This is a genomic window from Paraburkholderia sp. GAS199 (genome assembly GCF_050436585.1).
Classification (GTDB): Bacteria; Pseudomonadota; Gammaproteobacteria; order Burkholderiales; family Burkholderiaceae; genus Paraburkholderia.
Map to the genome: position 1 here is coordinate 464,009 of NZ_JBNDMM010000002.1, position 24,196 is coordinate 488,204.

Sequence of the window (24,196 nt, forward strand, 5' to 3'; positions counted from 1 at the left end):
AAACTGCGGCGTCGCCCACTCATATAGGTGAGAGCGGCGCTAACCGAATCCTTCGTATCGAGCAGAACATACTTCGCATGAACATCATCGAACCCGGTATCCGTAATCTCGCCACCGCCAAGGACATCCTCCTGACGCCCTACGGTCTCGACGAATCCCTGCTGACCCGCACGCTCGCCGAAATCTTCACGCACAGGATCGACTACGCCGACCTCTACTTCCAGTACACGCGCAGCGAGGCGTGGAGTCTGGAAGAAGGCATCGTGAAGTCGGGCAGCTTCAGCATCGACCAGGGCGTCGGCGTGCGCGCCGTGTCGGGCGACCGCACGGCGTTCGCGTACTCGGACGACCTGTCGCCCGAAGCGATCCGTCAGGCGGCGCTGGCTACGCGTTCCATCGCCAAGGCCGGCGGCGGCAAGCAGAAGATCAAGGCGGCAACGTCGCTGACCGGCATCGCCGGGCGCGATCTGTATCTGCCGTCCGATCCGCTGCATTCGCTCGACGCCACGGCCAAGGTCAAACTGCTGGAGCGCATCGAACAGATGGCGCGCGGACGCGATCCGCGCATCCAGCAAGTCATGGCAGGCCTCGCCGGCGAATACGACGTGGTGCTGGTGGCGCGCAGCGACGGCGGCTTCGCGGCGGATATCCGTCCGCTGGTGCGCGTGTCGGTCACGGTGATCGCCGAGCAGAACGGTCGCCGTGAAATCGGCAGCGGCGGCGGCGGCGGCCGTTTCGACTACGGCTATTTCACAGACGAAGTGCTGTCGAAGTACGTGGACGACGCCGTGCATGCGGCACTCGTCAATCTCGACGCACGCCCGGCTCCGGCCGGCGCGATGACCGTCGTGCTCGGACCGGGCTGGCCCGGCGTGCTGCTGCACGAAGCCATCGGCCACGGTCTCGAAGGCGACTTCAACCGCAAGGGTTCGTCGGCATTCGCCGGGCGCATCGGCGAGCAGGTCGCGGCCAAGGGCGTCACCGTGGTGGACGACGGCACGTTGCCGAACCGCCGCGGCTCGCTGAACATCGACGACGAAGGCAACCCGACGCAATGCACGACGCTGATCGAAGACGGCATCCTCAAAGGCTACATTCAGGACACGCTGAACGCCCGCCTGATGAAAATGCCGGTCACGGGTAATGCGCGCCGCGAGTCGTATGCGGCGCTGCCCATGCCGCGCATGACGAACACGTACATGCTCAATGGCGATAAAGACCCGCAGGAAATCATCGAGTCCGTGAAAAACGGTCTGTACGCGGTGAACTTCGGCGGTGGCCAGGTCGACATCACGAACGGCAAGTTCGTGTTCTCGGCTTCCGAGGCGTACATGATCGAAAACGGCAAGATCACGTACCCGGTCAAGGGCGCGACGCTAATCGGCAGCGGCCCGGAATCGCTGAAATTCGTCAGCATGATCGGCAACGACATGAAGCTCGATTCGGGCGTCGGCGTGTGCGGCAAGGAAGGCCAGAGCGTGCCGGTGGGCGTCGGCCAGCCTACGCTGCGAATCGACCGCATGACGGTGGGCGGCACGGCCTGATTGGCAGCATGACGCATACTTCGTGCATGCATTGCGCGAAGTATGCGGATTTCCCGCGTTTTTCACCCCCGTAGCTTGTCAAGCGAGCTTACCCGGGTTATAAAGTCATTCACCCTTTTTGACCAGCGACCTCATTTCGCCATGTCCGCCAAGTTTTATTTTTACTTTTTTTGGTATCTCAGACCGCTGGCGGATCGAGAGGGGTGTTAGTGCACGCAGGACACCAGGAATTCCCGAAAAACCGCCAGCTAGCCTGGCGGTTTTTTTTCGCCCCATGCCTTTGAAACTTTTGCCGTTGAACATTTTTTGATTGTTGTCCGCTCAAGGCCTTGCTGCCTGATCGTTTCCTGATCGCAGCCTGCGTTGCCCGCGCGAACACGCTACGAACCGATTCAGGAGAATAACCATGCCCCCGCACAACACCGACGATGTCCGTATCCGCGAATTGAAAGAACTCACGCCGCCCGCTCACCTGATCCGCGAATTCGCCTGCGACGAGAGCGTGTCCAACGTGATCTACAACTCGCGCAACGCGATGCATCGCATCCTGCACGGCATGGAAGACCGGCTGATCGTCATCATCGGGCCGTGCTCGATTCACGATCCGAAAGCCGCGATGGAATACGCCGGACGCCTGATCGAACAACGCAAGCGCTTCGCCGGCGAACTCGAAATCGTGATGCGCGTGTACTTCGAAAAGCCGCGTACGACGGTGGGCTGGAAAGGTCTCATCAACGACCCGCACATGGACAACAGCTTCAAGATCAACGACGGCCTGCGCGCCGCGCGCGAGTTGCTCCTGCGCATCAACGAACTGGGTCTGCCGGCGGGCACCGAATACCTCGACATGATCAGCCCGCAGTACATCGCCGACCTGATCTCGTGGGGCGCGATCGGCGCGCGCACGACGGAATCGCAGGTGCATCGCGAACTCGCGTCGGGTCTGTCGTGCCCGGTCGGCTTCAAGAACGGGACGGACGGCAACGTCAAGATCGCCGTGGACGCGATCAAGGCCGCTTCGCAGCCGCATCATTTCCTGTCGGTCACGAAGGGCGGCCACTCGGCGATCGTTTCGACCGCCGGCAACGAGGATTGCCACATCATCCTGCGCGGCGGCAAGACGCCGAACTACGACGCGGACAGCGTGAATGCCGCCTGTGCCGACATCGGCAAGGCCGGCCTCGCCGCGCGTCTGATGATCGACGCGAGCCACGCCAATAGCTCGAAGAAGCACGAGAACCAGATTCCGGTGTGCGCGGACATCGGCCGTCAGATTGCTTCGGGCGACGAACGGATTGTCGGCGTGATGGTGGAATCGAATCTCGTGGCAGGCCGCCAGGATTTGCAGGAAGGCTGCGCATTGACGTACGGTCAAAGTGTGACCGACGCCTGCATCGGCTGGGACGAAAGCGTCGCCGTGCTGGAAGGACTTGCTGACGCGGTCAAGCAGCGTCGTGTGGCGCGCGGCAGCGGCAATTGACGGCTGCGCGGTAAGCGAGGCGGCCTGAATGCCGCCAGCGCATTAACGAAAAACCCGGCTAGCTGGACTGAGCCGGGTTTTTTGTTGGCCGCTCGGCCGGTTGGTGCGGCATTTTTCGACGCCGCTCGTCGTGGCTGCCGACCGTTATTGCACGGTGCCCGAGCCGAACACTTCCGTGTGAATTCGCTCTGCGTCCACGCCGAGCGCGGCCAACGCTTCACATTGCGCACGCATGAACGGCACCGGTCCACAGATGTAGTAATCCGCGTCGGGCGAGATCACCTGGTCGGCGATCTTCGTCAGATCGAGACGGCCTTCGAAATCGTAGTCCACACCGATTCGATCGACGGCCTCGACGGCTTCGTAGAACACGGTGCTCGACACGTTCGCATGCGTCGCCACCTGCTCCGTCAGCCATGGCCGGAAGGCGTGAACCCGTCCGTTACGGCAGGCATGCACGAAGCTCACGCGGCGCTCGCTGGCGTCCGCGAGCAACGAGGCCAACATCGAAGTCATGGGCGTGATGCCCACGCCGCCGCTGATCAGCACGACCGGCGTACTCTTCTTGCGATCCAGCGTGAAGTCGCCCATCGGCGCGCTGACCTGAACGATCTCGCTGACGCCCACGCCATCGTGCATCAGATTAGAAACGTGACCCGGCGCGACGTCCTGCTTGCCCGCCTCGCGCTTGACCGAAATGCGCAGCCATTTGCCGTTCGGCGCGTCCGACAGGCTGTATTGCCGAGGCTGATCGACACCGAGTTCGTCGACGAAACGCTTCACGCTCAGATACTGGCCGGGCTCAAAACCGCAAGCCGGACCGCCGTCGGCGGGTGTCAGATAGAAGGACGTGATTTCGTCGCTTTCCTCGTGCTTGCGCGCCACCCGGAACGGACGGAAGCCGCTCCACGCCGCGCTCTCGTACAACTTCGCCTCCGTGCCGATGAAGATGCCGGCGAGTTGTCCGTAGGCCGCCCGCCACGCTTCGAGCGTGTCCGGATCGACCGCGTCGCCCAGTACGTCGACGATCGCGCCCAGCAGATGCCGTCCCACGATCGGATAGTGTTCCGGCCGGATACTCAGGCTGACGTGCTTGTTGGCGATACGCGAAACGGTGGGACCGAGCGCGCCGAGGTTGTCGATGTTGGCGGCATACGCATACACGGCGCGCGCCAGCGTTTCGGGCTGGTTGCCGCTCTTCTGATGCGTCTGGTTGAACACGTTCTTCAACTCGGGATGATGCGCGAACATGCGCTGGTAGAAGTGCTTCGTGATGGTCGTGCCGTGCTCGGCAAGCACGGGAACGGTGGCTTTGACGCGCGCAATCTGATCGGTCGTGAGAGCATTCATGTGGGTTTCTCCGTTAAAGATGCATTTACGATACATCTTTAAAGGTAAATTTTCCATGACAGATTGTCGCAGGCGCAAAAATGTCGTTGAGGTGCCTAGCCGGCGTGGCGCTCGTGGCTCCAGAGCACGTCGGTGCAGCCGTCCACGCGATTGAGCACGCGCGCCAGAACGAACAGCAGATCGGACAGTCGGTTCACGTATTGACGCGGCGCAGCATTGATCGTTTCGTCCTCACCGAGCGCGACGATGCTTCGCTCGGCGCGTCGGCAGACGGTCCGGCAAACATGCGCGAGCGCGGCCGGACGCGAGCCGCCGGGCAGGATGAACTCCTTGAGCGGCGGCAGGCTGGCGTTGTAGTCGGCGAGCCAGCCATCGAGTTGCGCCAGATGACGGTCGGTGATCATCGTGTGGCCCGGAATGCAGAGTTCGCCGCCGAGGTCGAACAGATCGTGCTGGATCGCGATCAGCGCCGCGCGGACGTTGTCCGGCAGCGGTTCGCACAGCAATACGCCGAGATTCGAATTGAGTTCGTCGACGTCGCCGATTGCGGCGATGCGCGCGCTGTCCTTGCCGACGCGGCGGCCGTCGCCGAGCCCGGTGGTGCCGTCGTCGCCGGTGCGAGTGGCGATCTTGCTCAAGCGGTTGCCCATGATGTCTCCCATCCAGTCGATACAGGTCGAAGCGATGCGCGGGTGCCGGCAGCACGGCGGCCACGCGTTTATCCATATTGCGCGCGTCTTCGGGTCGCCGCCATTATAGGAGCGCTGCCGGCTCGACCGCCGCCCCGTAAGCGATCGGCGTAAAATGAAGTACAAGCTGTAGAACGGCTCTGCCCCATTCAGGAGACATGCGTGAACCATCCCGTGCCGCCGGCCCCGTTGCGCCGGCCGTTCCCCGCCGAGCTGCTGGCCGAGCTCAAAGCCGCGTTTGCCGAGCGTGTGTCCACCGCCGAGGCAGTCCGCGCTCATCACGGCCGTGACGAATCTCCTTTCGACCCGCAGTTGCCCGACGCCGTCGTGTTCGCGCGCACCACCGAAGACGTGCAGGCCATCGTCAAGCTGTGCGGCCAGTACGACGTGCCGATCATTCCCTACGGCAACGGTTCGTCGCTCGAAGGTCATCTGCTCGCGGTTCAGGGCGGCGTCTCGATCGACCTGTCGGAAATGAACCGCGTTTTGTCGATCAACGCCGAAGACCTGACGGTCACCGTCGAGCCCGGCATCTCGCGCAAGCAACTGAACGAAGCACTGCGCGACACCGGCCTCTTTTTCCCGATCGACCCAGGCGCGGACGCGAGCATCGGCGGCATGTCGGCCACGCGCGCGTCCGGCACGAACGCCGTGCGCTACGGCACGATGCGCGAGAACGTGCTCGGCCTGACCGTAGTGCTCGCCGACGGCCGCGTCATCAAGACCGGCACGCGCGCGCGCAAATCGTCGGCGGGTTACGACCTCACGCGTCTGTTCGTCGGCTCGGAAGGCACGCTCGGCGTCATCACGGAAATCACGCTGCGTCTCTACCCGCAACCCGAAGCGGTATCCGCGGCGGTGTGCGCGTTTCCGTCGATGGGCGACGCGGTGCGCGCCGTGATCGAAACGATCCAGATCGGCGTGCCCATTGCGCGCGTCGAGTTCGTCGATTCGCTGGCGATCCGTTCCATCAACCGTCATTCGAATCTCACGCTGCGCGAGGCGTCCACGCTGTTCTTCGAATTTCACGGCACCGAAGCCGGCGTGAAAGAGCAGGCCGAACTGGTGCAGGACATCGCGGCGCAGAATGCCGGCGAAGGTTTCGAATGGGCCACCCGCCCGGAAGATCGCAGCCGCTTGTGGAACGCGCGTCACAACGCCTACTTCGCCATGCTGCAACTGAAGCCGGGTTGCCGCGCCGTCACGACCGATGTCTGCGTGCCGATCTCGCGCCTCGCGGAATGCGTCGAGGAAACCGAGCAGGACCTGAACGCCTCGCCGCTGCCCTGCCCGATCGTCGGTCACGTGGGCGACGGCAATTTCCACGTGGCGATCCTGATCGACCCGAACAAGCCCGAAGAACTCGTCGAAGCCGAGCGGCTGAACCATCGCATCGTGCAGCGCGCGCTGCGCATGGACGGCACCTGCACGGGCGAGCACGGCGTTGGACTGCACAAGATGGCGTTCCTGCTCGAAGAGCATGGCGATGTGGCGGTCGACACGATGCGCTCCATCAAGCACGCGCTCGACCCGCGCAATCTGATGAACCCGGGCAAGATTTTTTCCTGGGCGGCCTGACGCGTTCACACGTTGGAACCGCGGCGTCGGCGCTCGAAGGCACCGATGTCGCCGGTGAATGACACGGAAAAACCCGCGCAGACCGGACAGGCACGAGGAGACAAGTCACATGAACGCACCCGCTGAACTGACGGCCGAAGTACTCGCCCAGCGCCAGCGCGAAGTCGTGCAGGCGTTAATGGCCGTGCTGCCCACGCACTGCCTGCTGTTTCGTGAAGAAGACACTGTTGCCTACGAGTGCGACGGACTCGCCGCCTATCGCCGTCTGCCGCTCGCCGTGGCGTTGCCGGAGACGGAATCGCAGGTGCAGCGCATCGTGCAGATCTGCCATCGGCTCGACGTCCCCATCGTGCCGCGCGGTGCGGGAACGGGTCTGTCCGGCGGCGCCATGCCGATCCGCCACGGCGTGGTGGTGTCGCTGGCGCGCTTCCGGAAGATTGTCGAAGTCGATTCCTACGCGCGAACCGCAACGGTACAACCGGGCGTGCGCAACCTGTCGATTTCCGAAGCCGCCGCGCCTTACGGCCTGTACTACGCGCCGGACCCGTCGTCGCAGATTGCCTGCACGATCGGCGGCAACGTCTCCGAAAACTCGGGCGGCGTGCACTGCCTCAAATACGGCCTCACTGTGCATAACGTGCTGCGCGTGCGCGCGGTGACCATGGAAGGCGAGATCGTCGAATTCGGCTCGCTCGCGCCCGACGCGCCGGGCCTCGATCTGCTCGCGGTCCTGATCGGCAGCGAAGGCATGTTCGCGATCGTCACGGAAGTCACCGTCAAGCTCATCCCGAAGCCGCAGTTGGCGCAAGTCATCATGGCCAGTTTCGACGACGTGGTGAAAGGCGGCGATGCGGTCGCCGGCATCATTGCGGCCGGCATCATTCCGGCCGGACTGGAGATGATGGACAAGCCGGCCACCCGCGCCGTCGAGGAATTCGTCAACGCCGGCTACGACCTCGACGCGGCAGCGATCCTGCTGTGCGAGTCGGACGGCACGCCGGAAGAAGTCGCCGACGAAATCGTCCGCATGACCGCCGTGTTGCGCGAACAGGGCGCCACGCGCATCCAGATTTCGCGCTCCGAGAGCGAACGGCTGCGCTTCTGGTCCGGGCGCAAGAACGCGTTTCCGGCCGCCGGCCGCATTTCACCCGACTACTACTGCATGGACGGCACCGTGCCGCGCCGCAGTATCGGCCCGCTGCTCGCCCGCATCGAAGCCATGGAAAAGAAGTACGGCTTGCGTTGCATCAACGTGTTTCACGCCGGCGACGGCAACATGCATCCGCTGATCCTGTTCAACGGCAACGATCAGGACGAGTGGCACCGCGCCGAGGCGTTCGGTTGCGACATTCTCGAAGCGTGCGTCGAACTGGGCGGCACGGTGACGGGCGAGCATGGTGTCGGCATCGAAAAGATCAATTCGATGTGCGTGCAGTTTTCGCCTGAAGAGCGCGACACGTTTCACGCGGTCAAACGCGCCTTCGATCCGCCGGGACTGCTCAATCCCGACAAAGGCATTCCGACCCGCGCGCGCTGCGCCGAATACGGCAAGATGCATGTGCGCGGCGGCCTGCTGCCGCATCCGGATCTGCCGCGCTTCTAGTGCGCAACCGGCCGCCCGTCGAGCGCGGCCGGTCGACGCGCCACCGCGCGTCGATCCACCGTGCATGCCCCGTGCGGCCGCTTTTCCCTCTTCTACGCTGATTACCCGATGCGGGTCCGCTCCGGGTTGCCAGCGAGCCCCCGCCCGGTACAATCAAACGAAACACAACGAAGCAGGACACCATGGAAGAGGACGACATCGTCGCGGTTTGGTCCGAGCGCGTGCGTTCGGCCAGCGCCGAAGGGCGCACGTTGCGCATCCGTGGCGGCGGCACCAAAGACTGGTACGGTCAGGCGCTGGAAGGCGAGGTTCTCGACACGCGCGCTTATCGCGGCATCATCGCTTACGATCCGGCCGAACTGGTCATCACCGCGCGCGCGGGCACGCCTCTGCTCGAAATCGAAGCCGCACTCGCCGAGCATCATCAGATGCTGGCTTTCGAGCCGCCGCACTTCGGGCCGCAAGCCACCTTCGGCGGCTGCATCGCGGCGGGCATCGCCGGTCCGCGCCGGCCGGCTGCCGGTGCCGCGCGCGACTTCGTCCTCGGCACGGTCATCATGAACGGCCAGGGCCAGAAGCTGCACTTCGGCGGCCAGGTCGTGAAGAACGTGGCGGGCTACGACGTGTCCCGGCTGATGGCCGGCTCGCTCGGCACGCTCGGTCTGATCCTCGAACTCTCCATCAAGGTCTTGCCGCTTCCGCAAGCCGAAGCCACCCTGAAGTTCGACATGAACGGCACCGACGCGGTCCGCAAGCTCAACGAATGGGGCGGCCGGCCTTTGCCGATCACCGCTAGCGCATGGCGTCACGGCACGCTCGCGGTGCGTCTCGCGGGCGCGGAAGCCGCCGTCAAATCGGCGCGCCTCGGCTTGGGCGGCGAGGTGGTCGATGCCGTCGAAGCCGAACGTTTCTGGGCCGGCCTGCGCGAACAAACCGATCCTTTTTTCGCCGGCATCGCACCGAAGGCCGCGCTGTGGCGTCTCGCGTTGCCGTCGATCACCGAGCCGCTGCAACTGCCGGGCGCGCAACTCATGGAATGGGGCGGCGGACAGCGCTGGTGGATTACCGACGCCGACGCGCAAACCGTACGCATCAGCGCGAAACAGGCCGGCGGCCACGCCACCATTTTCCGCACCGGACACGGCTACGATCGTGGCGCCGGTGTCTTCACGCCACTACCCGCGCCGCTGATGAAAATCCATCGCGGCCTGAAAACCGCCTTCGACCCGGCCCGCATTTTCAATCGCGGCCGTCTCTACCCCGACTTCTGAGCGCGCGATGCAAACCAATCTCGCGGACTTCATTCGCAACACGCCTGACGGTGACGAAGCCGACGCCATCCTGCGCAATTGCGTGCACTGCGGTTTTTGTACGGCGACCTGCCCGACCTACCAGATACTCGGCGACGAACTCGACGGTCCGCGCGGGCGCATCTATCTGATCAAGCAGATGGTGGAAGGCGCGCCCGTTACGCGCAGCACGCAGGTTCACCTCGACCGCTGCCTGACCTGCCGCAATTGCGAAAGCACGTGCCCCTCGGGCGTGCAATACGGGCGGCTGGTCGAGATCGGCCGCAAGATCGCCGAAGAAAAAGTCACGCGCCCACCCGGCCAGCGGCTGCTGCGCCGCTTGCTCGCGAGCTTCGTCCCGAATAGCGCGCTCTTCACGCCGACCATGCGTCTCGGCCAGCACGTGCGCCCGCTTCTGCCGAAGAAACTGCGCGACAAGGTGCCCGCGCGTCAGCGTCCGCTCGAATGGCCGAGCGCGAAACATGAGCGCAAGATGCTGATGCTGGCCGGTTGCGTGCAACCGTCGATGATGCCGAACGTCAACGTTGCAACGGCGCGCGTGCTCGACGCGCTCGGCGTGGAAACGGTGATCGCGCCCGAGGCCGGCTGCTGCGGCGCGATCCGTCTGCACCTCGGCTACAACGACGATGCGCTCGACGACCTGCGCGCCAACATCGACGCGTGGTGGCCGTACATCGAACAGGGCGCCGAAGCGATCGTGATGAACGCGTCGGGTTGCGGCGCGACGGTCAAGGAATACGCGCATCTGCTGCGGCACGATCCGGCGTATGCGGAGAAGGCGCGCCGCGTGGTCGAATTGACGCGCGATATCTCGGAGATCCTGCCGGAGTTCGAAGAGGCGCTGGTGGCCAGCACGCGCCGCCGTTCGATTCACACCGTGGCGTTTCATCCGCCCTGCACGCTTCAGCATGGTCAGCAGATACGCGGCAAGGTCGAGCATCTGCTCGCCGCGCTCGGCGTGGAAGTACGTCTGCCCGCGGACAACCATCTTTGCTGCGGCTCGGCCGGTACGTATTCCCTCACGCAGCCGAAACTTTCCTACGCATTGCGCGACCAGAAGCTCAGCCGTCTGCAGGCGCAGGAGCCGCAAGTGATCGTGTCGGCGAACGTGGGTTGTATCGCGCATCTGCAAAGCGGCACGTCGACGCCCGTCGCGCACTGGATCGAACTGGTCGAGCACATGCTGTCCGTATAATCGGGTACATCGTCTTTTGCTGGACTTACGGTACCTGCCATGCCCGATCTGATTCACAACCTCGAAGCCGTGCAGCAGCGCATCGCCCTCGCGGCCCAGGTGGCCGGGCGCGATGCGCGTTCGATCCAACTGCTGGCCGTCTCCAAGACGTTTCCCGCCGAAGACGTGCGCGCCGCCCACGCTGCCGGTCAACGCGCGTTCGGCGAAAACTACGTGCAGGAATCGCTCACCAAGATCGAAGCACTGGCCGATCTGCGCACGACGATCGAATGGCATTTCATCGGTCCGCTGCAGTCGAACAAGACGCGTACCGTCGCCGAGAATTTCGACTGGGTGCACTCGGTCGATCGCCTGAAAATCGCCCAACGTCTGTGCGAGCAGCGTCCCGAGAATCTGCCGCCGCTGAACATCTGCCTGCAGGTCAACATCAGCGGCGAAGCGTCCAAGAGCGGACTGAGCGTTCCCGAAGCCGTGGAAGTCGCACCGCAGATCGCCGCCTTGCCGAATCTCAATCTGCGCGGCCTGATGGCGATTCCCGAACCGGGCGGCAGCATCGACGAACAGCGCGCGCCGCATCGTCAGTTGCGCGAACTGTTCGATCGGCTGCGCAACGACGGACTCGAACTCGACACCTTGTCGATGGGCATGTCGAGCGATCTCGAAGCCGCCGTGCTCGAAGGCGCCACGATCGTCCGTGTGGGCACCGCGATCTTCGGCGCGAGAGATTACTCCAACTGACTGGCCCGGCCCGTTTCGGGCCCGCCGCGCAACTTTGCAACTTACCCCGGAACATCATGAAAATTGCTTTTATCGGCGGTGGCAATATGGCCGCTGCATTGATCGGCGGCCTCATCAAGCGCGGCGTCGCGCCCACGGATCTGTACGCGATCGATCCCAATGAAGACGTGCGCAAGCGCAATGAGCAGCAGTTCGGCGTCAAGACCGGCGCGGCCGCCGACGCGGCGCTCGCCTCGTACGACGCCGTGGTGCTGGCCGTCAAACCGCAAATTCTGAAGAGCGTCGCCGAGGGTCTGGCGCCGCAGTTGAACGCGTCGCAACTCGTGGTCAGCATCGTCGCGGGCATTCGCATGGAAGACATGTCGCGCTGGCTCGGCGGCCACGCGCGCATCGTGCGCGTCATGCCGAACACGCCGGCGCTGATCGGCATGGGCGTGACAGGACTGGTGGCAACCAGCAGCGTCGACGAAAGCGGCCGCGCGCTGGCCTCGCAGGTGCTGGGCGCGGTCGGCGAAACCGTCTGGTTCGACGACGAAGCGAAGATCGACGCGGTCACGGCGATCTCCGGCAGCGGCCCGGCCTACGTGTTCTATTTCATCGAAGCCTTGCAGGAAGCCGCGCGCCAACTCGGGATGGACGAAGCGCAAGGCCGGGCGCTCGCCGTGGCCACCTTCACGGGCGCCGCGCAGCTTGCGGCGAATTCGGATGAACCGCCGAGCCTGCTGCGCGAACGCGTGACGTCGAAGGGCGGTACGACGGCGGCCGCGCTGGCCTCGTTCGACGCGAGCGGCATCAAGGAAGCGATCGTGCGTGGCGCACTGGCCGCCGATGCGCGTGCGAAAGAAATGGGCGACGAATTCGGCAAGCAGTAAGCCGCCAGTCGGCGTTATCGAAACGACGCGCCGCGCCGGATCGTTCCGGCGCGACGTTTTGCCTGAAGCTGCAAAGAACTAGAACGAAGCCGCGGCGTAGTGCGCGGCAATGCCGACGAACAACGCGCCGCCCAGCCAGTTGTTGTGACGGAACGCGGCGAAGCACGCCATCCGCTCACGATTGCGGATCAGCGTGTAGTGATAGACGGCGCAACCCACGGCCGCCAACCATCCCAGCCAGTAAAGTACGCCGAAGCCGAGCTTCACGCCGATCCCGACGTAGATGCCGAGCGTGACCGCATAGCAGAGCATGATGGCAAGCACGTCGAAGCGGCCGAAGGTGAGCGCGGACGTGCGGATGCCGATCTTGATGTCGTCGTCGCGATCCACCATGGCGTATTCGGTGTCGTAAGCGACCGACCAGAACACGTTCGCCAGCAGCATCACCCACGCGAGCAGCGGAACGTGGTCCTGAATCGCCGCGAAAGCCATCGGAATGCCGAAGCCGAACGCAATGCCGAGATAGGCTTGCGGAATCGCAAAGAAGCGCTTGGTGAAGGGATACGAACCGGCGACGAACAAGGCCGCCACGGACAACTCCTTGGTCAGCGCGTTGAGCGGCAGGATCAGCAGAAACGCGAGCAGCGACAAGCCCGCCGCCAGGGCCACCGCCTCCCACGCCTTGATCTTGCCCGACGTGATCGGCCGATTTTCCGTGCGCTTCACGTAGCGGTCGAAATCGCGGTCGGCGTAATCGTTGATCGCGCAGCCCGCCGAGCGCATCAGCACCGTGCCGACAGTGAAGATGACCAGCAGCGGCCACGACGGATGTCCGTCGGAAGCGATCCACAGCGCGTTGAGCGTCGGCCAGAGCAGCAGCAGGCTGCCGATCGGCTTGTCCATGCGTACGAGACGCAGATACAGGGGAAGTCGGGCGAACATGGCGGAACCGGTCGAGTACAGACAGTCCCGCTATTTTACGGGATGCGGACGGCGTCCACCGTGCAGACGGACAGGCGTGCGCCGCGTTCCGTCGGCCACACTGACCGCATCCGGCGCTGCAAATAAAAAAGCCTCCCGCCAAGGGAGGCTTTTCTGCCTTCGATCCAGCGGCGACGCCAACGCGCCGCGCTGAACCCGGGTGTCAGTTACGCCAGCATCGAGCGCAACATCCACGCCGTCTTTTCGTGCGTCTGCATGCGTTGCGTCAGCAGATCGGCAGTCGGTTCGTCGTTGGCGGCTTCCGTCGACGGGAAGATGGCGCGCGCGGTACGCACGACGGCTTCCTGACCTTCCACCAGTTGGCGGATCATTTCTTCGGCAGCCGGCACGCCGTCCGCTTCCGGAATCGACGACAGCTTGGCGAAGTCTTTATAGCTGCCCGGCGCATGCACGCCCAGCGCACGGATACGCTCGGCGATCGAATCGACCGCCAGTGCCAGCTCGTTGTACTGCGTTTCGAACATCAGATGCAGCGTGTTGAACATCGGACCCGTCACATTCCAGTGGAAGTTGTGAGTCTTCAGGTACAGCGTGTAGGTGTCCGCGAGCAGACGCGACAGACCTTCTGCAATCTTCTTGCGATCCTTGTCGCTGATGCCGATGTTGACGTGCTGGACGGCTTCTTTCTTGGCCATGATGACTCCTTTGAAGAGTGATACGAACCGGTCGGCAGATTCGAGGTTGGCCGCATGGCAAACCTGAAACATGAGAACGCCCGACAGTTTATCTTAGATATCTGCCACGCTCGCGCTGCAAAAGGTCGCGTTCTGCACGTCGCAATCGACCACGATTCACGCGCCGAACGCGTGCTGCAGCGCTTGCGCGACGATCACCGCGACGCCGCTCGTGAAGATCGCGAGTCCCACGGCCTTGCGCAGCATCAAGGTGTGTTGCGCGTGGCTCGCGCGTGCGGCGGCCGAACCGCCGATGGTGGACATCATCATCTGGATCATGATCGTGCTTCCTCGATTCGTACCGAAACCAGCGGAGCGCCAGTGCGCCCCGCTTTGCTGCATTACTTCGCGTCGTGCGCGGCAAGCTCGGCGAGCGCCGCGATCACGCCTTCCGCGTATGCCGGATCGGCGCGCCGGAAATGCTCGATCTGACGCGCGACGATTTCCTTCGGCACACCGTTGATGTGACGGGCAATGTTGCCGAACAGACGCTTGCGTTGCGCGTCGTCGAAGAGCGCAAACAGCATGCCCGGCTGCGTGTAGTAATCGTCGTCGGCACGATGATCGTATCGATCCACCGCACCGGCGGCGAGCGGCGGCTCGGACGCGTTGGTGTCCTGAGCGAAATCGCCGAAGCGGTTCGGCTCGTAGTTCACGTTGCTGCCGAGATTACCGTCCGTACGCATGGCGCCGTCACGATGGAACGAGTGCGGATTCGGCACGCGCGGTGCGTTCACCGGAATCTGGTGGTGATTGATGCCGAGACGATAGCGCTGCGTGTCACCGTACGAGAACAGCCGTCCTTGCAACAGACGATCCGGCGAGAAGCCGATGCCCGGCACGACGTTAGCCGGCGAAAACGCGGCCTGTTCCACGTCAGCGAAATAGTTCTGCGCGTTGCGGTTCAATTCGATCGTGCCGACGTCGATCAGCGGATAGTCTTTCTGCGACCACACCTTCGTGATGTCGAACGGATTGAAGCGATAGTTCGCCGCGTCCGCTTCCGGCATGACCTGAATCGCGAAACGCCACACCGGCACATTGCCTTGCTCGATGTTCGTCACCAAATCGCGCTGCGCGCTTTCACGATCCTGCGCGACGACTTGCGCCGCTTCGGCGTCGGTGAAGTTCGCAATGCCTTGCATCGACTTGAAGTGGAACTTGACCCAGAAGCGCTCGTTATTCGCGTTGATGAACGAATACGTGTGCGAGCCGAAGCCATGCATCTGACGGTAATTCTGCGGAATGCCGCGGTCACTCATCAGAATCGTGACCTGATGCAGCGACTCCGGATGACGCGACCAGAAATCCCACGCGGCAACATTGCTGCGCATGTTGGTGTACGGGTCGCGTTTTTGCGTGTGGATGAAGTCCGGAAACTTCAACGGATCGCGGATAAAGAACACCGGCGTGTTGTTGCCGACCACGTCCCAGTTGCCCTCTTCCGTGTAGAACTTGATCGAGAAGCCGCGCACATCGCGTTCCGCGTCCGCTGCGCCGCGCTCGCCGGCGACCGTCGAGAAGCGCATGAAGAGCGGCGTTTTTTTGCCGACCTGCGCGAACACTTTTGCCTTCGTGTAGCGCGAGATGTCGTGCGTGACTTTCAGCGTGCCGAATGCGCCCGAACCTTTTGCGTGGACACGACGCTCGGGGATCACTTCGCGGTCGAAGTGAGCGAGCTTTTCGAGCAGCCAGACATCTTGCAGAACAACCGGACCGCGCGCGCCTGCGGTCGCCGAATTCTGGTTGTCGGCCACGGGTGCGCCGGCTGCGTTGGTGAGTTTCTGTTCGGACATGCGTAACTCCTGATGACTTTTTCGGAAGCGATTTATGGGGAGGCGCAGCGCGCTGCGAAGAATGGGGAATTGCGATTACGCGGACAAGGCCCGATCGACCAGCAAAGACATCGCGACCGTACGAATGCTTTGCAGCGACGCCGATACGGCGCTCGTCGCGATGACGCGGGCGGATTGGACGGCGGCAGTCTGGGTCGACTGCTGCGAGAACGTGAACGTACGTGATGGCGTCATGCTTTCCTCCGTGTCTTGGGGATCGGGCGATCCATAGAGGAAACTATAACAATGCTATCGAATTATCGTGCTTGATTAATTATATCTATTCGATAGGGACGGCGGCTGGGGGCGCCTTACTTAATGCCTTGCGCGCCGTATTCGGGCGGCGGCGGACTTGCCGGACGCCGCCTGAATGCGGCGGCTTTCCGGCTTTCCGGCTTTCCAGCTTTTCAGACGCCAGTCAGTTGACGGCGACCGGCAGATCCAGCTTCTTGACGCCGGGCAGATCGCAGGCGGCGATAGCGTCGCTGATCGCTTCGATGGCGGGCATGCGCGTGAAACTCTTGCGCCAGGCCAGCACGACGCGGCGGTCCGGCACCGGCTCGTCGAAAGCGACGTAGCTGAGCAGACCCGAGTCGATGCCGCCGGCGTGCGGCTTGACCTCATGCACCGACATGCGCGGCAGCACCGTAATGCCGACGCCGCTCGCCACCATATGGCGGATGGTTTCCAGCGATGAGCCTTCGAACGTCTTCTGGATGCCATCCGCGTTCTGCGAGAAGCGCATCAGTTCGGGACACACGCCGAGCACGTGATCGCGGAAGCAATGGCCGCTACCCAGCAGCAGCATGGTTTCCTGCTTCAGGTCTTCGGCGTCGATTTTCGGCCGGTTTTCCCACGCGTGACCCGACGGCAGTGCGACGACAAACGGCTCGTCGTAGAGCGGACGCTGCATCAGACCCGTTTCCGGGAACGGCAAAGCCATGATGGCGACGTCGATTTCGCCCTGCTTGAGCAATTCGATCAGCTTGACCGTGTAATTTTCCTGCAGCATCAACGGCATCTGCGGGACGCGCTTGATCATCTGTTTGACCAGCGTAGGCAGCAGATACGGCCCGATCGTGTAGATGACACCGAGGCGCAACGGCCCGACCAGCGGATCTTTGCCCTGCTTGGCGATTTCCTTGATGGCGAGCGTTTGCTCAAGCACGCGCTGGGCTTGCGTGACGATCTGTTCGCCGATAGGCGTGACGCTGACTTCGCTGGTGCCGCGCTCGAAGATCTGCACGTTGAGTTCGTCTTCGAGCTTCTTGATGGCCACCGAGAGCGTTGGCTGGCTGACGAAACACGCCTCGGCGGCCCGGCCGAAGTGCCGCTCGCGGGCGACGGCGACGATGTACTTCAATTCGGTGAGCGTCATTAGGGGACCAATCAGTGCGATGAATTCGATAGGTTCTAGTTATACACCTATAGGGTCGGTTCGCCAACTTTTTGGTTTTTTGCCTTCCCCGGCAGGGGTGGTTTTTTGCCTGCGGCGGCTCTTTTTTGTTTGCGTGCGGCGGTGGTGTCTCTGTTCTTATTGGTTTATTAGTGTTGCCCCTGTGCGGGGCGGCACTTACTTTCTTTGCCGCGGCAAAGAAAGGTAAGCAAAGAAAGCCGCTCACACCGCTAATGCTATTCGTTATCGGTGGCGCTTCTCGGCGGCGGTGGCCCCGGAGCGTCCGGCGCGTCGCACACTCCGCGTGAGTGACAAGGCCGTCATCAGTTCCGGCGGCGCTTCGCGCGCCGAGCGGCATGCGACGGAAACCGAAGGTTTCCATTGAGCTTTTCGCCGAGGCGAAGCCGACGGCTGGCACACCGAAAAACCGAAGTGAAGGTTTGAATGAAGTACCGCTCCGGCGCGCGCAGCGTCGCCGGAACGGATGACTGCTGTACCACTACGAATAACGATCCACGGTCGGCCCTAGCGGTCTCCACTCCGTGTTGTTATGAGAGGTGCCCGCTTAGGGTTAGCGGTTTGAGCGGCTTTCTTTGCTTAGCTTTCTTTGCCGCGGCAAAGAAAGTAAGTGCCGCCCCGCACAGGGGCAACACTAATAAACCAATAACGCAAAGAAACGCCGCCACCGGCAAGCAAACAAACAAAAAAACCAAGGCCCTATCCAGGACACCCAGGCAAAGCAACCACCCCCACCTTCCCCGAACCGGAACCAGAACCCCGCCCATTAGCAGCCATCCCCTGCACCGCCCCCGCGATCTGCGCGGATATCTGCTGCAAGGCAGCCCGATGCCCATTCACCAGCGCATCGAACCCGTCGCCGACCGGCTCACTAACAACACTCCGACATGTCATCACCGCCGTGCTCTTCACGGCCCGCACACTCCACACCGCGTCGATCAACGCGTGCGATCCCGGCCACGATTCGAAACGCTGCACGTTCATGCTGACGCGATACACGGCCGCGTTGTCCGCGTACGCCGTGCCGTACACGTCGATCGTCCCAAGCTGCTGCGTCAGACTGGTCGACAGGCTGCGGCGAATCTCGTCGCCCGGCAGCGAAGCCCAGCGCTCCTGCTCCAGCACCTGAACCTGGCTCGGGCCGGTCTGTACGACGAGCTGGTTTTTCGCGACCTGCGGCGGCACATCCACCGGCGCGACTTCGATCAGATAAGCCGGCGCGGCTGCGGTGCGCGCGGCGACGGGCGCCGCGCTGTCGGAGCCGAGCGTGTAAAACCGGCTGGTCGGCGACGAGCACGCCGCCATCGCCAGCAGTCCGGCCAGAGCGCCAGCATAAGCAGCACCGCGCACGAACCCGCGCGGCGGGCGGGGAAGCCGGGCAAACGTCATGGTTTATCTCCTGATTTACCGCGCAACAGTGATTCCGGATGGCGCTCCAGATAATCCGACAGCGCATTCAGCGATTGCAACGTGCGGGTCAATTCCTGCAAGGCCTGGTGAACGTCCGACTGCAACGGCGAGTCCTGTTGCAAGGTAGCTTCGGCCGAACCGAAAGTCTGCTTCGCGGCGGCGAGCGTGTCGCGCGCCTCGGGCACCACTTCCTTGTCGAGTCGCGTGAACAGCTGATCGGCGTTCTTCAGCGCGCTGTTCAGATTCGTGCCGATCTGGTCGAACGGAATCTTGTCGAGCTTCTTCGCGATGTCCGCAACCTGCACCTGCAATTCGTCGAGCGAGTTCGGAATGGTCGGCAATTCGAGCGGGTCGCTCATCACGTCGACGGTCGCCGGCGGCGCTTTCGGGAAGATGTCGACGGCGACATACAGCTGGCTCGTAATCAGATTGCCGGTGCGCAACTGCCCGCGCAGACCATGCTTCACGAGCGCTTGCAACATGCTTTGTCCGGCGAGGCTGCCCGGCGTCGGCGCGGTCTCGCGGAAGCGCTTGCCGAGCCGATCCGGATAGATGTTCATCGTCACCGGCATGGTGAAGCTGCGCGTCTTCGGATCGTAGTCGATGCCGATGTTGGTCACCTGACCGAGCACGATGCCGCGGAAATCGACCGGCGCGCCGATCGACAGACCACGCAACGACTGGTTGAAGTTCATCACGACGCGCAACGGTACGCCGTCCGGTTCACGCATTGCGTCCGCTTCGTCCGAGCCGAGACGGAACGTCATGTTGTTCGGCGCCTGCGCGCCCACGCCCTGCCCCGGTGGCGACTGGAACGACAGCCCGCCGACGATCACCGTGGCAAGCGACTGCGTGTTGAGCTTGAAGCCGCTCGAATCGAGCCGCAGATCGACGCCGCTCGCATGCCACCAGCGCGAGTTGGTGCCGACGTACTGGTCGAACGGTGCGGACACGAACACCTGCATGGTCACGCCGGTGCCGTCCTTGTCGAGCGAGAAGCCGACCACCTGGCCGACCTGCACGCGCCGGTAGAAGATCGGCGAGCCGATGTCGATGGAACCGAGCGAGTCGCCGTGCAGAATGAACTGGTGACCTTTCTGGTCGCCGGTGATCGGCGGCGGCGTTTCGAGGCCGGTGAAGTTCTTCTCGGTGTCAGGCGAATGGCCGGCGTCCGCGCCGATGTAGGCGCCCGACAGCAGCGTGGTCAATCCCGAGACGCCGCTCGCGCCGACGCGCGGGCGCACCACCCAGAAGCGCGAATCCTTCACCGCGAAGTCTTCGCCTTCCTTGGTGAGCTGCACCTGCACGAGCACGTGCGAGAGATCTTTCGCCAGCGTGATGGTCTTCACCGAACCGACGTCGACGTCCTTGTACTTGACCTTGGTCTTGCCGGGTTCGAGCCCTTCCGCGCTGATGAACGAGATCGTGATGGTCGGACCTTTTTCGGTCACGGACTTGATCACGAGCGCAATGCCAATCAACGCGGCGATCAGCGGAATCACCCAGACGAGCGAGGGCAACCAGCGGCTGCGCGGCTCGATCTCGGGGTCGGGCAGTTGAGGCGGCAACTTCGGTCCGTTCGAATCGTTGCGCGGCGCATCGGGAGCGGGCGTCGGTCCTTGCGGGCTAGTCATGGTGAAGGTCCTGAGGTTTTTGAGTACTGCCTTCCACGTTATCCCAGATGAGGCGTGGATCGAATTGCATGGATGCCAGCATGGTCAGAATCACCACGGAGCCGAAAGCGATTGCGCCCGGCCCGGCCGTGATGACGGCAAGCGATTTGAAGCGCACCAGCGCGACGGTCAGCGTGACCACGAACACGTCGAGCATCGACCAGCGGCCGATCCGCTCGACCATCCGGTACAGCGTGGTGCGCTGGTCCGGCCGCCAGCGCGAGCGGCGCTGCGCGGTGATGGTGAGCAGCATCAGCACGGTGAGCTTGAGCATCGGCACCATGATGCTGGCGATGAAAACGATCACGGCGAGCGGCCAGTCGCCCGAGGTCCAGAAATACACGACGCCGCTCATGATGGTGTCGTCTTCCGACCCGAGCAGCGACGAGGTATGCATCACCGGCAACAGATTCGCGGGAATATACAACAAGGCAGCGGCGATCAGCAGCGCCCATGTCCGCATCAGACTGTCGGGATTGCGCGAGTGAAGACGTGCGCCGCAGCGGCCGCAGTGTTGCGGCGTGATGGAGCGCACGCGTGGTTCGACGCGTCCGCATGCGTGGCAGGACAACAGGCCGGCGCGTTTTGCCGTGACGTATTTCATCGTGCGCTCATCCCTGATGCGACGCCGGTGGCGCGTTCGGTGGCGGCTCGAGCGGTCCGCGTGATCCGCCCGATTCGGGCAACACGGGCGGCGCGGGCGGGCCGGCAACCTCGCTGATCGCCAGCGCGGCGCTGTCGGCGGACGTGCGCGGCAGCGGGCGCTGGCTGCGATCGCCGAGTTCGTCGGCGAGGTCCCACAGAATGCGCGGATCGAACGACACCACCACCGCGAACATCAGCGTGAGCACGCCGAAGGCAAAGAGCGCCGCCTCGGGAATCACGCGCGCGAGGCTCACCATCTTGACGATCGTAATCAGCACGCCGAGCATGAAGACTTCGATCATGCCCCACGGACGCACGAACTGGATGGCGCGCAGGACACGGTTGAAACCCGGCGGCACATAGCCCGCTCGCAGCGGCACCAGCACGTACAGCAGCGCCACGAGTTCGGTGAGCGGAAAGAGAATGGTCGAGCAGAACACCATGACCGCGACGATCTGCATGTCCTCGCCCCACAGCGCGACGAGCGCACCGAACAGCGTGGTTTGCGACGTGATGCCGTTGGTTTCGAGTTCGACGATCGGAAAGCCTTGCGCGATCAGAAAGGTGATCAGCGCGGCCAGCGTCATGGAACAGATGCTGTCGAGCTTGCGCGAGACGCCCCGATAGAGCGTGGCGCCGCAGCGCGGACAACGCGCGGTGGTTCGCCCGACAAGCCGTGGCTTGCGGAACAGCGTATCGCATTCATGGCACGCGATCAGATTGTCATGTTCCATTCGGCGGAGGCGCGGGCGGCGAGAGTGGGGGCATGCAGTGCCGGGTTATGGGGTCGACTGGAGAAGGCGTGCAGCAATAGTACCAAACGCCTTCATGCACGCGGCTTTCGTTATACAAGCGGGAGCCGCGGGGCCTCGTACCACGACCGTCTGCACGGATCCTTACAGCTCATCAACATGACTCTGACATCGTCCGTCCCCAATTGTTCAATAGCATGGGAAGACGAGCCTGTTTGTGGCGTTGCCACATTCTCACGAGGCGCAGCCAGCTTTTTCAGCTTGGGGTAGCATGGCGGCCTTGGCGTGTGCCGCAGCCGGCAGATCGCTACAAAAATTTGCGCGAAGCGGTGGTCGAAGCGCGTCGAAAAGAAGCCCCGATGCGAGTCGCATTGAAGCCGTGGAATAGCAGGACCGGCTGTGCCGTTAACCTCTCCTAACTTGCGTCGACCTGTCATGGCACTCAATCCTTCTTTCAGCGGCCGAGAATCCTACACGCGCACCGCCATCGCCTTTCACTGGCTGATCGCACTTCTGATCGTTTGCGGCTTTGCGCTCGGCTGGGTGATGACCGATATCCCCGGTTTCACGCCTACCAAGCTGCGTTACTTCTCCTGGCACAAGTGGATCGGCGTGACGGTGTTCGCGCTCGCCGTGCTGCGCATTCTGTGGCGAGCCACGCATGCCACGCCGCCGATGCCGCGCCGCATGCCGGCCTGGCAACGCGGCGCCGCCCATCTGACACACTTTCTGCTCTACGTGCTGATGATCGCCATTCCGGCGTCGGGTTATCTGTACAGCTCGGCGGCCAACGTGCCGGTGGTGTATCTCGGGCTGATTCCCCTGCCCCGCCTGATCGCGCCGGACCCGCATCTCAAGGAACTGCTGAAAACGGTTCATATCACGCTGAATTACACCTTGCTCGTGCTGGTCGCGTTGCACGTCGCGGCGGCGCTCAAGCATCAATGGCTGGACCGCGACGGTTTACTGTCGCGCATGCTCCCTTTCATCAAATAAGGACAAACATGAAAGTCTCGTTCTATCGCTACATGCTGGCCGCTTTCGCCGCGGCCACGTTGACGGCTTCGGGCAGCGCACTCGCGCAGGTGGACGTGTCGAAAAGCACGGTCACGGCCACCTCGAAGCAGATGAATGTGCCCGTGGAAGGCAAGTTCGGAAAATTCACGGCTCAGGTGAAGTTCGATCCGGCCAAGCCGGCCGACGGCAGCGCGCAATTCACCATCGACGTCGCGAGCTACGATCTCGGCGACGAAAGCTATAACGACCAGGTTCGCGGCAAGGACTGGTTCGACGCAAAAACCTATCCGAGCGCAACCTTCGTTTCGAGTGGCATCGCGGCGGCCGGCGGCAACAAGTTCAACGTGACCGGCAAGCTGACCATCAAGGGCAAATCGCAGACGGTCGTGGTGCCGGTCACGGTCACGAGCCAGGGCGCGACGCAGGTGTTCGACGGCGCCCTGCCGATCAAACGCTCGCAGTTCGATATCGGCACGGGCGAGTGGAAAGATACGTCGGTGGTCGCCGACGATGTCGTCATCAAGTTTCATATCGTAGCCGCACATAAGTGAGCACACCGCGCGTTCCGCGCGCGGCCGCCTTCCCTCAAGAACAAAGGAGCATGAAATGAAAACCTCGCTGTTGATCGCCGTCGGCGCACTGGCCGCTTCTTTCTCGCTCGGCGCATTCGCCGCCGATACGTATCAGCTCGATCCGACACACACCTACCCGAGCTTCGAAGCGGACCACTTTGGCGGCCTCTCGGTGTGGCGCGGCAAGTTCACCAAGAGCTCCGGCACGGTCACGCTCGATCGCGCGGCAAAAACCGGCACGGTCGAGGTCACGGTCGATCCGTCTTCGGTCGATACCGGCAATGCCAAGCTCGACGAACATCTGAAGACCGACGCGTTCTTCGACGTCGCCAAGTTCCCCTCGGCAACCTACAAGGGCACCGACATCAAGTTCGACGGCGACAAGCCGGTCGAAGTGATCGGCACCTTGACGCTGCACGGCGTCACCAAGCCGCTCAATCTGCAGATCGATTCGTTCAAGTGCATGCAGCATCCGGTGCTCAAGCGCGAAGTGTGCGGCGTCGAAGCCAGCGGTCATTTCAGCCGCGCCGATTACGGTATGGACTTCGGCTCCAAATACGGCTTCAACATGGACACGAAATTGCACATCCAGTCCGAAGGCATCAAGCAATAAACGTATTTGCCGGTTTATTGAATGCCCGATTAATTGATCGCGTCGCCGTTGCGGCGCAACAAAAAACCGCTTCGTTTGCTTTTGCGACGAAGCGGTTTTTTATTGTTTAATGGAATCGCGCAAAGCCTTGCGCGGCGGCCCTCATCGAATTGCCGCTCGCCTCGGTTTATTTTTTCAGGTACATAGAGCGCTGACGCCTTATTGGTTGTGCGCGCATCCAGTTAGGCCAT

Annotated in this window: 24 protein-coding genes; 11 read left to right on the top strand and 13 right to left on the bottom strand. The window is 62.9% G+C overall.

The window, feature by feature from the left end:
• Window positions 1-77: 77 nt before the first annotated feature.
• Window positions 78-1,544, top strand: a complete 1,467-nt coding sequence (gene tldD / locus P3T18_RS08140) for a metalloprotease TldD (RefSeq protein WP_429299409.1) — start codon at window positions 78-80, stop codon at window positions 1,542-1,544.
• 105 nt (window positions 1,545-1,649) lie between these two features.
• Here the strand turns inward: tldD and P3T18_RS08145 are convergent, their stop codons facing one another.
• Window positions 1,650-1,847: a hypothetical protein gene (locus tag P3T18_RS08145; RefSeq protein WP_429300094.1), complete on the bottom strand. Its 198-nt coding sequence runs from the start codon at window positions 1,845-1,847 to the stop codon at window positions 1,650-1,652.
• A gap of 103 nt (window positions 1,848-1,950) precedes the next feature.
• Here P3T18_RS08145 and aroG point away from each other — a divergent pair, with 103 nt between their 5' ends.
• On the top strand, window positions 1,951-3,024 hold the full coding sequence (gene aroG, locus P3T18_RS08150; protein ID WP_429299410.1) for a 3-deoxy-7-phosphoheptulonate synthase AroG: 1,074 nt from the start codon (window positions 1,951-1,953) through the stop codon (window positions 3,022-3,024).
• 144 nt (window positions 3,025-3,168) lie between these two features.
• Here aroG and hmpA read toward each other — a convergent pair whose 3' ends face one another.
• Together hmpA and P3T18_RS08160 are read right to left on the bottom strand one after the other, a co-directional pair.
• Complete coding sequence (gene hmpA, locus P3T18_RS08155) at window positions 3,169-4,374, bottom strand: NO-inducible flavohemoprotein (RefSeq protein WP_429299411.1); 1,206 nt, start codon at window positions 4,372-4,374, stop codon at window positions 3,169-3,171.
• 95 nt (window positions 4,375-4,469) lie between these two features.
• Entirely contained in the window at window positions 4,470-5,024 is a 555-nt protein-coding gene (locus P3T18_RS08160; RefSeq protein WP_429299412.1) for a cob(I)yrinic acid a,c-diamide adenosyltransferase, read from the bottom strand.
• Between the two features lie 201 nt (window positions 5,025-5,225).
• Here P3T18_RS08160 and P3T18_RS08165 point away from each other — a divergent pair, with 201 nt between their 5' ends.
• The 6 genes from P3T18_RS08165 (at window position 5,226) to proC (ending at window position 12,359) form a co-directional block, all read left to right on the top strand.
• On the top strand, window positions 5,226-6,641 hold the full coding sequence (locus tag P3T18_RS08165) for an FAD-linked oxidase C-terminal domain-containing protein (protein WP_429299413.1): 1,416 nt from the start codon (window positions 5,226-5,228) through the stop codon (window positions 6,639-6,641).
• Window positions 6,642-6,750: 109 nt separating this feature from the next.
• The gene (locus tag P3T18_RS08170; RefSeq protein ID WP_429299414.1) at window positions 6,751-8,244 is read left to right on the top strand and encodes an FAD-linked oxidase C-terminal domain-containing protein; all 1,494 of its coding nucleotides are present in this window, start codon (window positions 6,751-6,753) and stop codon (window positions 8,242-8,244) included.
• Between the two features lie 182 nt (window positions 8,245-8,426).
• A complete protein-coding gene (glcE, locus tag P3T18_RS08175) occupies window positions 8,427-9,515 on the top strand; it encodes a glycolate oxidase subunit GlcE (RefSeq protein ID WP_429299415.1) in 1,089 nt (362 codons plus the stop codon).
• A 7-nt stretch (window positions 9,516-9,522) separates the two neighbouring features.
• Entirely contained in the window at window positions 9,523-10,749 is a 1,227-nt protein-coding gene (gene glcF / locus P3T18_RS08180; RefSeq protein ID WP_429299416.1) for a glycolate oxidase subunit GlcF, read from the top strand.
• A 39-nt stretch (window positions 10,750-10,788) separates the two neighbouring features.
• Window positions 10,789-11,487, top strand: a complete 699-nt coding sequence (locus tag P3T18_RS08185) for a YggS family pyridoxal phosphate-dependent enzyme (protein ID WP_429299417.1) — start codon at window positions 10,789-10,791, stop codon at window positions 11,485-11,487.
• Window positions 11,488-11,543: 56 nt separating this feature from the next.
• On the top strand, window positions 11,544-12,359 hold the full coding sequence (gene proC, locus P3T18_RS08190) for a pyrroline-5-carboxylate reductase (protein ID WP_429299418.1): 816 nt from the start codon (window positions 11,544-11,546) through the stop codon (window positions 12,357-12,359).
• Window positions 12,360-12,437: 78 nt separating this feature from the next.
• Here proC and ubiA read toward each other — a convergent pair whose 3' ends face one another.
• The 10 genes from ubiA to P3T18_RS08240 all read right to left on the bottom strand — a co-directional run bounded on the left by ubiA (window position 12,438) and on the right by P3T18_RS08240 (window position 21,746).
• Window positions 12,438-13,301: a 4-hydroxybenzoate octaprenyltransferase gene (ubiA, locus tag P3T18_RS08195; RefSeq protein WP_429299419.1), complete on the bottom strand. Its 864-nt coding sequence runs from the start codon at window positions 13,299-13,301 to the stop codon at window positions 12,438-12,440.
• Between the two features lie 206 nt (window positions 13,302-13,507).
• Window positions 13,508-13,996, bottom strand: a complete 489-nt coding sequence (locus P3T18_RS08200; RefSeq protein ID WP_006047907.1) for a Dps family protein — start codon at window positions 13,994-13,996, stop codon at window positions 13,508-13,510.
• Window positions 13,997-14,152: 156 nt separating this feature from the next.
• Entirely contained in the window at window positions 14,153-14,314 is a 162-nt protein-coding gene (locus tag P3T18_RS08205) for a hypothetical protein (protein WP_429299420.1), read from the bottom strand.
• Between the two features lie 62 nt (window positions 14,315-14,376).
• Window positions 14,377-15,831 carry a catalase gene (locus P3T18_RS08210; RefSeq protein ID WP_429299421.1) on the bottom strand — a complete coding sequence of 485 codons (1,455 nt, stop codon included), beginning with the start codon at window positions 15,829-15,831 and terminating at the stop codon, window positions 14,377-14,379.
• Window positions 15,832-15,906: 75 nt separating this feature from the next.
• A complete protein-coding gene (locus P3T18_RS08215; protein WP_429299422.1) occupies window positions 15,907-16,065 on the bottom strand; it encodes a hypothetical protein in 159 nt (52 codons plus the stop codon).
• A 223-nt stretch (window positions 16,066-16,288) separates the two neighbouring features.
• A complete protein-coding gene (locus tag P3T18_RS08220; RefSeq protein WP_429299423.1) occupies window positions 16,289-17,248 on the bottom strand; it encodes a hydrogen peroxide-inducible genes activator in 960 nt (319 codons plus the stop codon).
• A gap of 735 nt (window positions 17,249-17,983) precedes the next feature.
• Entirely contained in the window at window positions 17,984-18,673 is a 690-nt protein-coding gene (locus P3T18_RS08225) for a PqiC family protein (RefSeq protein WP_429299424.1), read from the bottom strand.
• A complete protein-coding gene (locus P3T18_RS08230) occupies window positions 18,670-20,328 on the bottom strand; it encodes an intermembrane transport protein PqiB (protein WP_429299425.1) in 1,659 nt (552 codons plus the stop codon). Before P3T18_RS08230 ends, P3T18_RS08225 begins: the two co-directional genes overlap by 4 nt.
• Window positions 20,321-20,971 carry a paraquat-inducible protein A gene (locus P3T18_RS08235; RefSeq protein ID WP_429299426.1) on the bottom strand — a complete coding sequence of 217 codons (651 nt, stop codon included), beginning with the start codon at window positions 20,969-20,971 and terminating at the stop codon, window positions 20,321-20,323. Before P3T18_RS08235 ends, P3T18_RS08230 begins: the two co-directional genes overlap by 8 nt.
• Window positions 20,972-20,978: 7 nt before the next feature.
• A complete protein-coding gene (locus tag P3T18_RS08240; protein WP_429299427.1) occupies window positions 20,979-21,746 on the bottom strand; it encodes a paraquat-inducible protein A in 768 nt (255 codons plus the stop codon).
• A gap of 453 nt (window positions 21,747-22,199) precedes the next feature.
• Between P3T18_RS08240 and P3T18_RS08245 the strand changes: the two genes are divergently transcribed.
• Genes P3T18_RS08245 through P3T18_RS08255 form a run of 3 tightly spaced genes read left to right on the top strand, consistent with a single transcriptional unit; the run spans window position 22,200 to window position 23,966 of the window.
• Complete coding sequence (locus P3T18_RS08245; RefSeq protein WP_429299428.1) at window positions 22,200-22,760, top strand: cytochrome b; 561 nt, start codon at window positions 22,200-22,202, stop codon at window positions 22,758-22,760.
• Window positions 22,761-22,768: 8 nt separating this feature from the next.
• Entirely contained in the window at window positions 22,769-23,332 is a 564-nt protein-coding gene (locus P3T18_RS08250) for a YceI family protein (RefSeq protein WP_429299429.1), read from the top strand.
• A gap of 55 nt (window positions 23,333-23,387) precedes the next feature.
• Window positions 23,388-23,966: a YceI family protein gene (locus P3T18_RS08255; protein WP_429299430.1), complete on the top strand. Its 579-nt coding sequence runs from the start codon at window positions 23,388-23,390 to the stop codon at window positions 23,964-23,966.
• The last annotated feature ends 230 nt before the right edge of the window (window positions 23,967-24,196 follow it).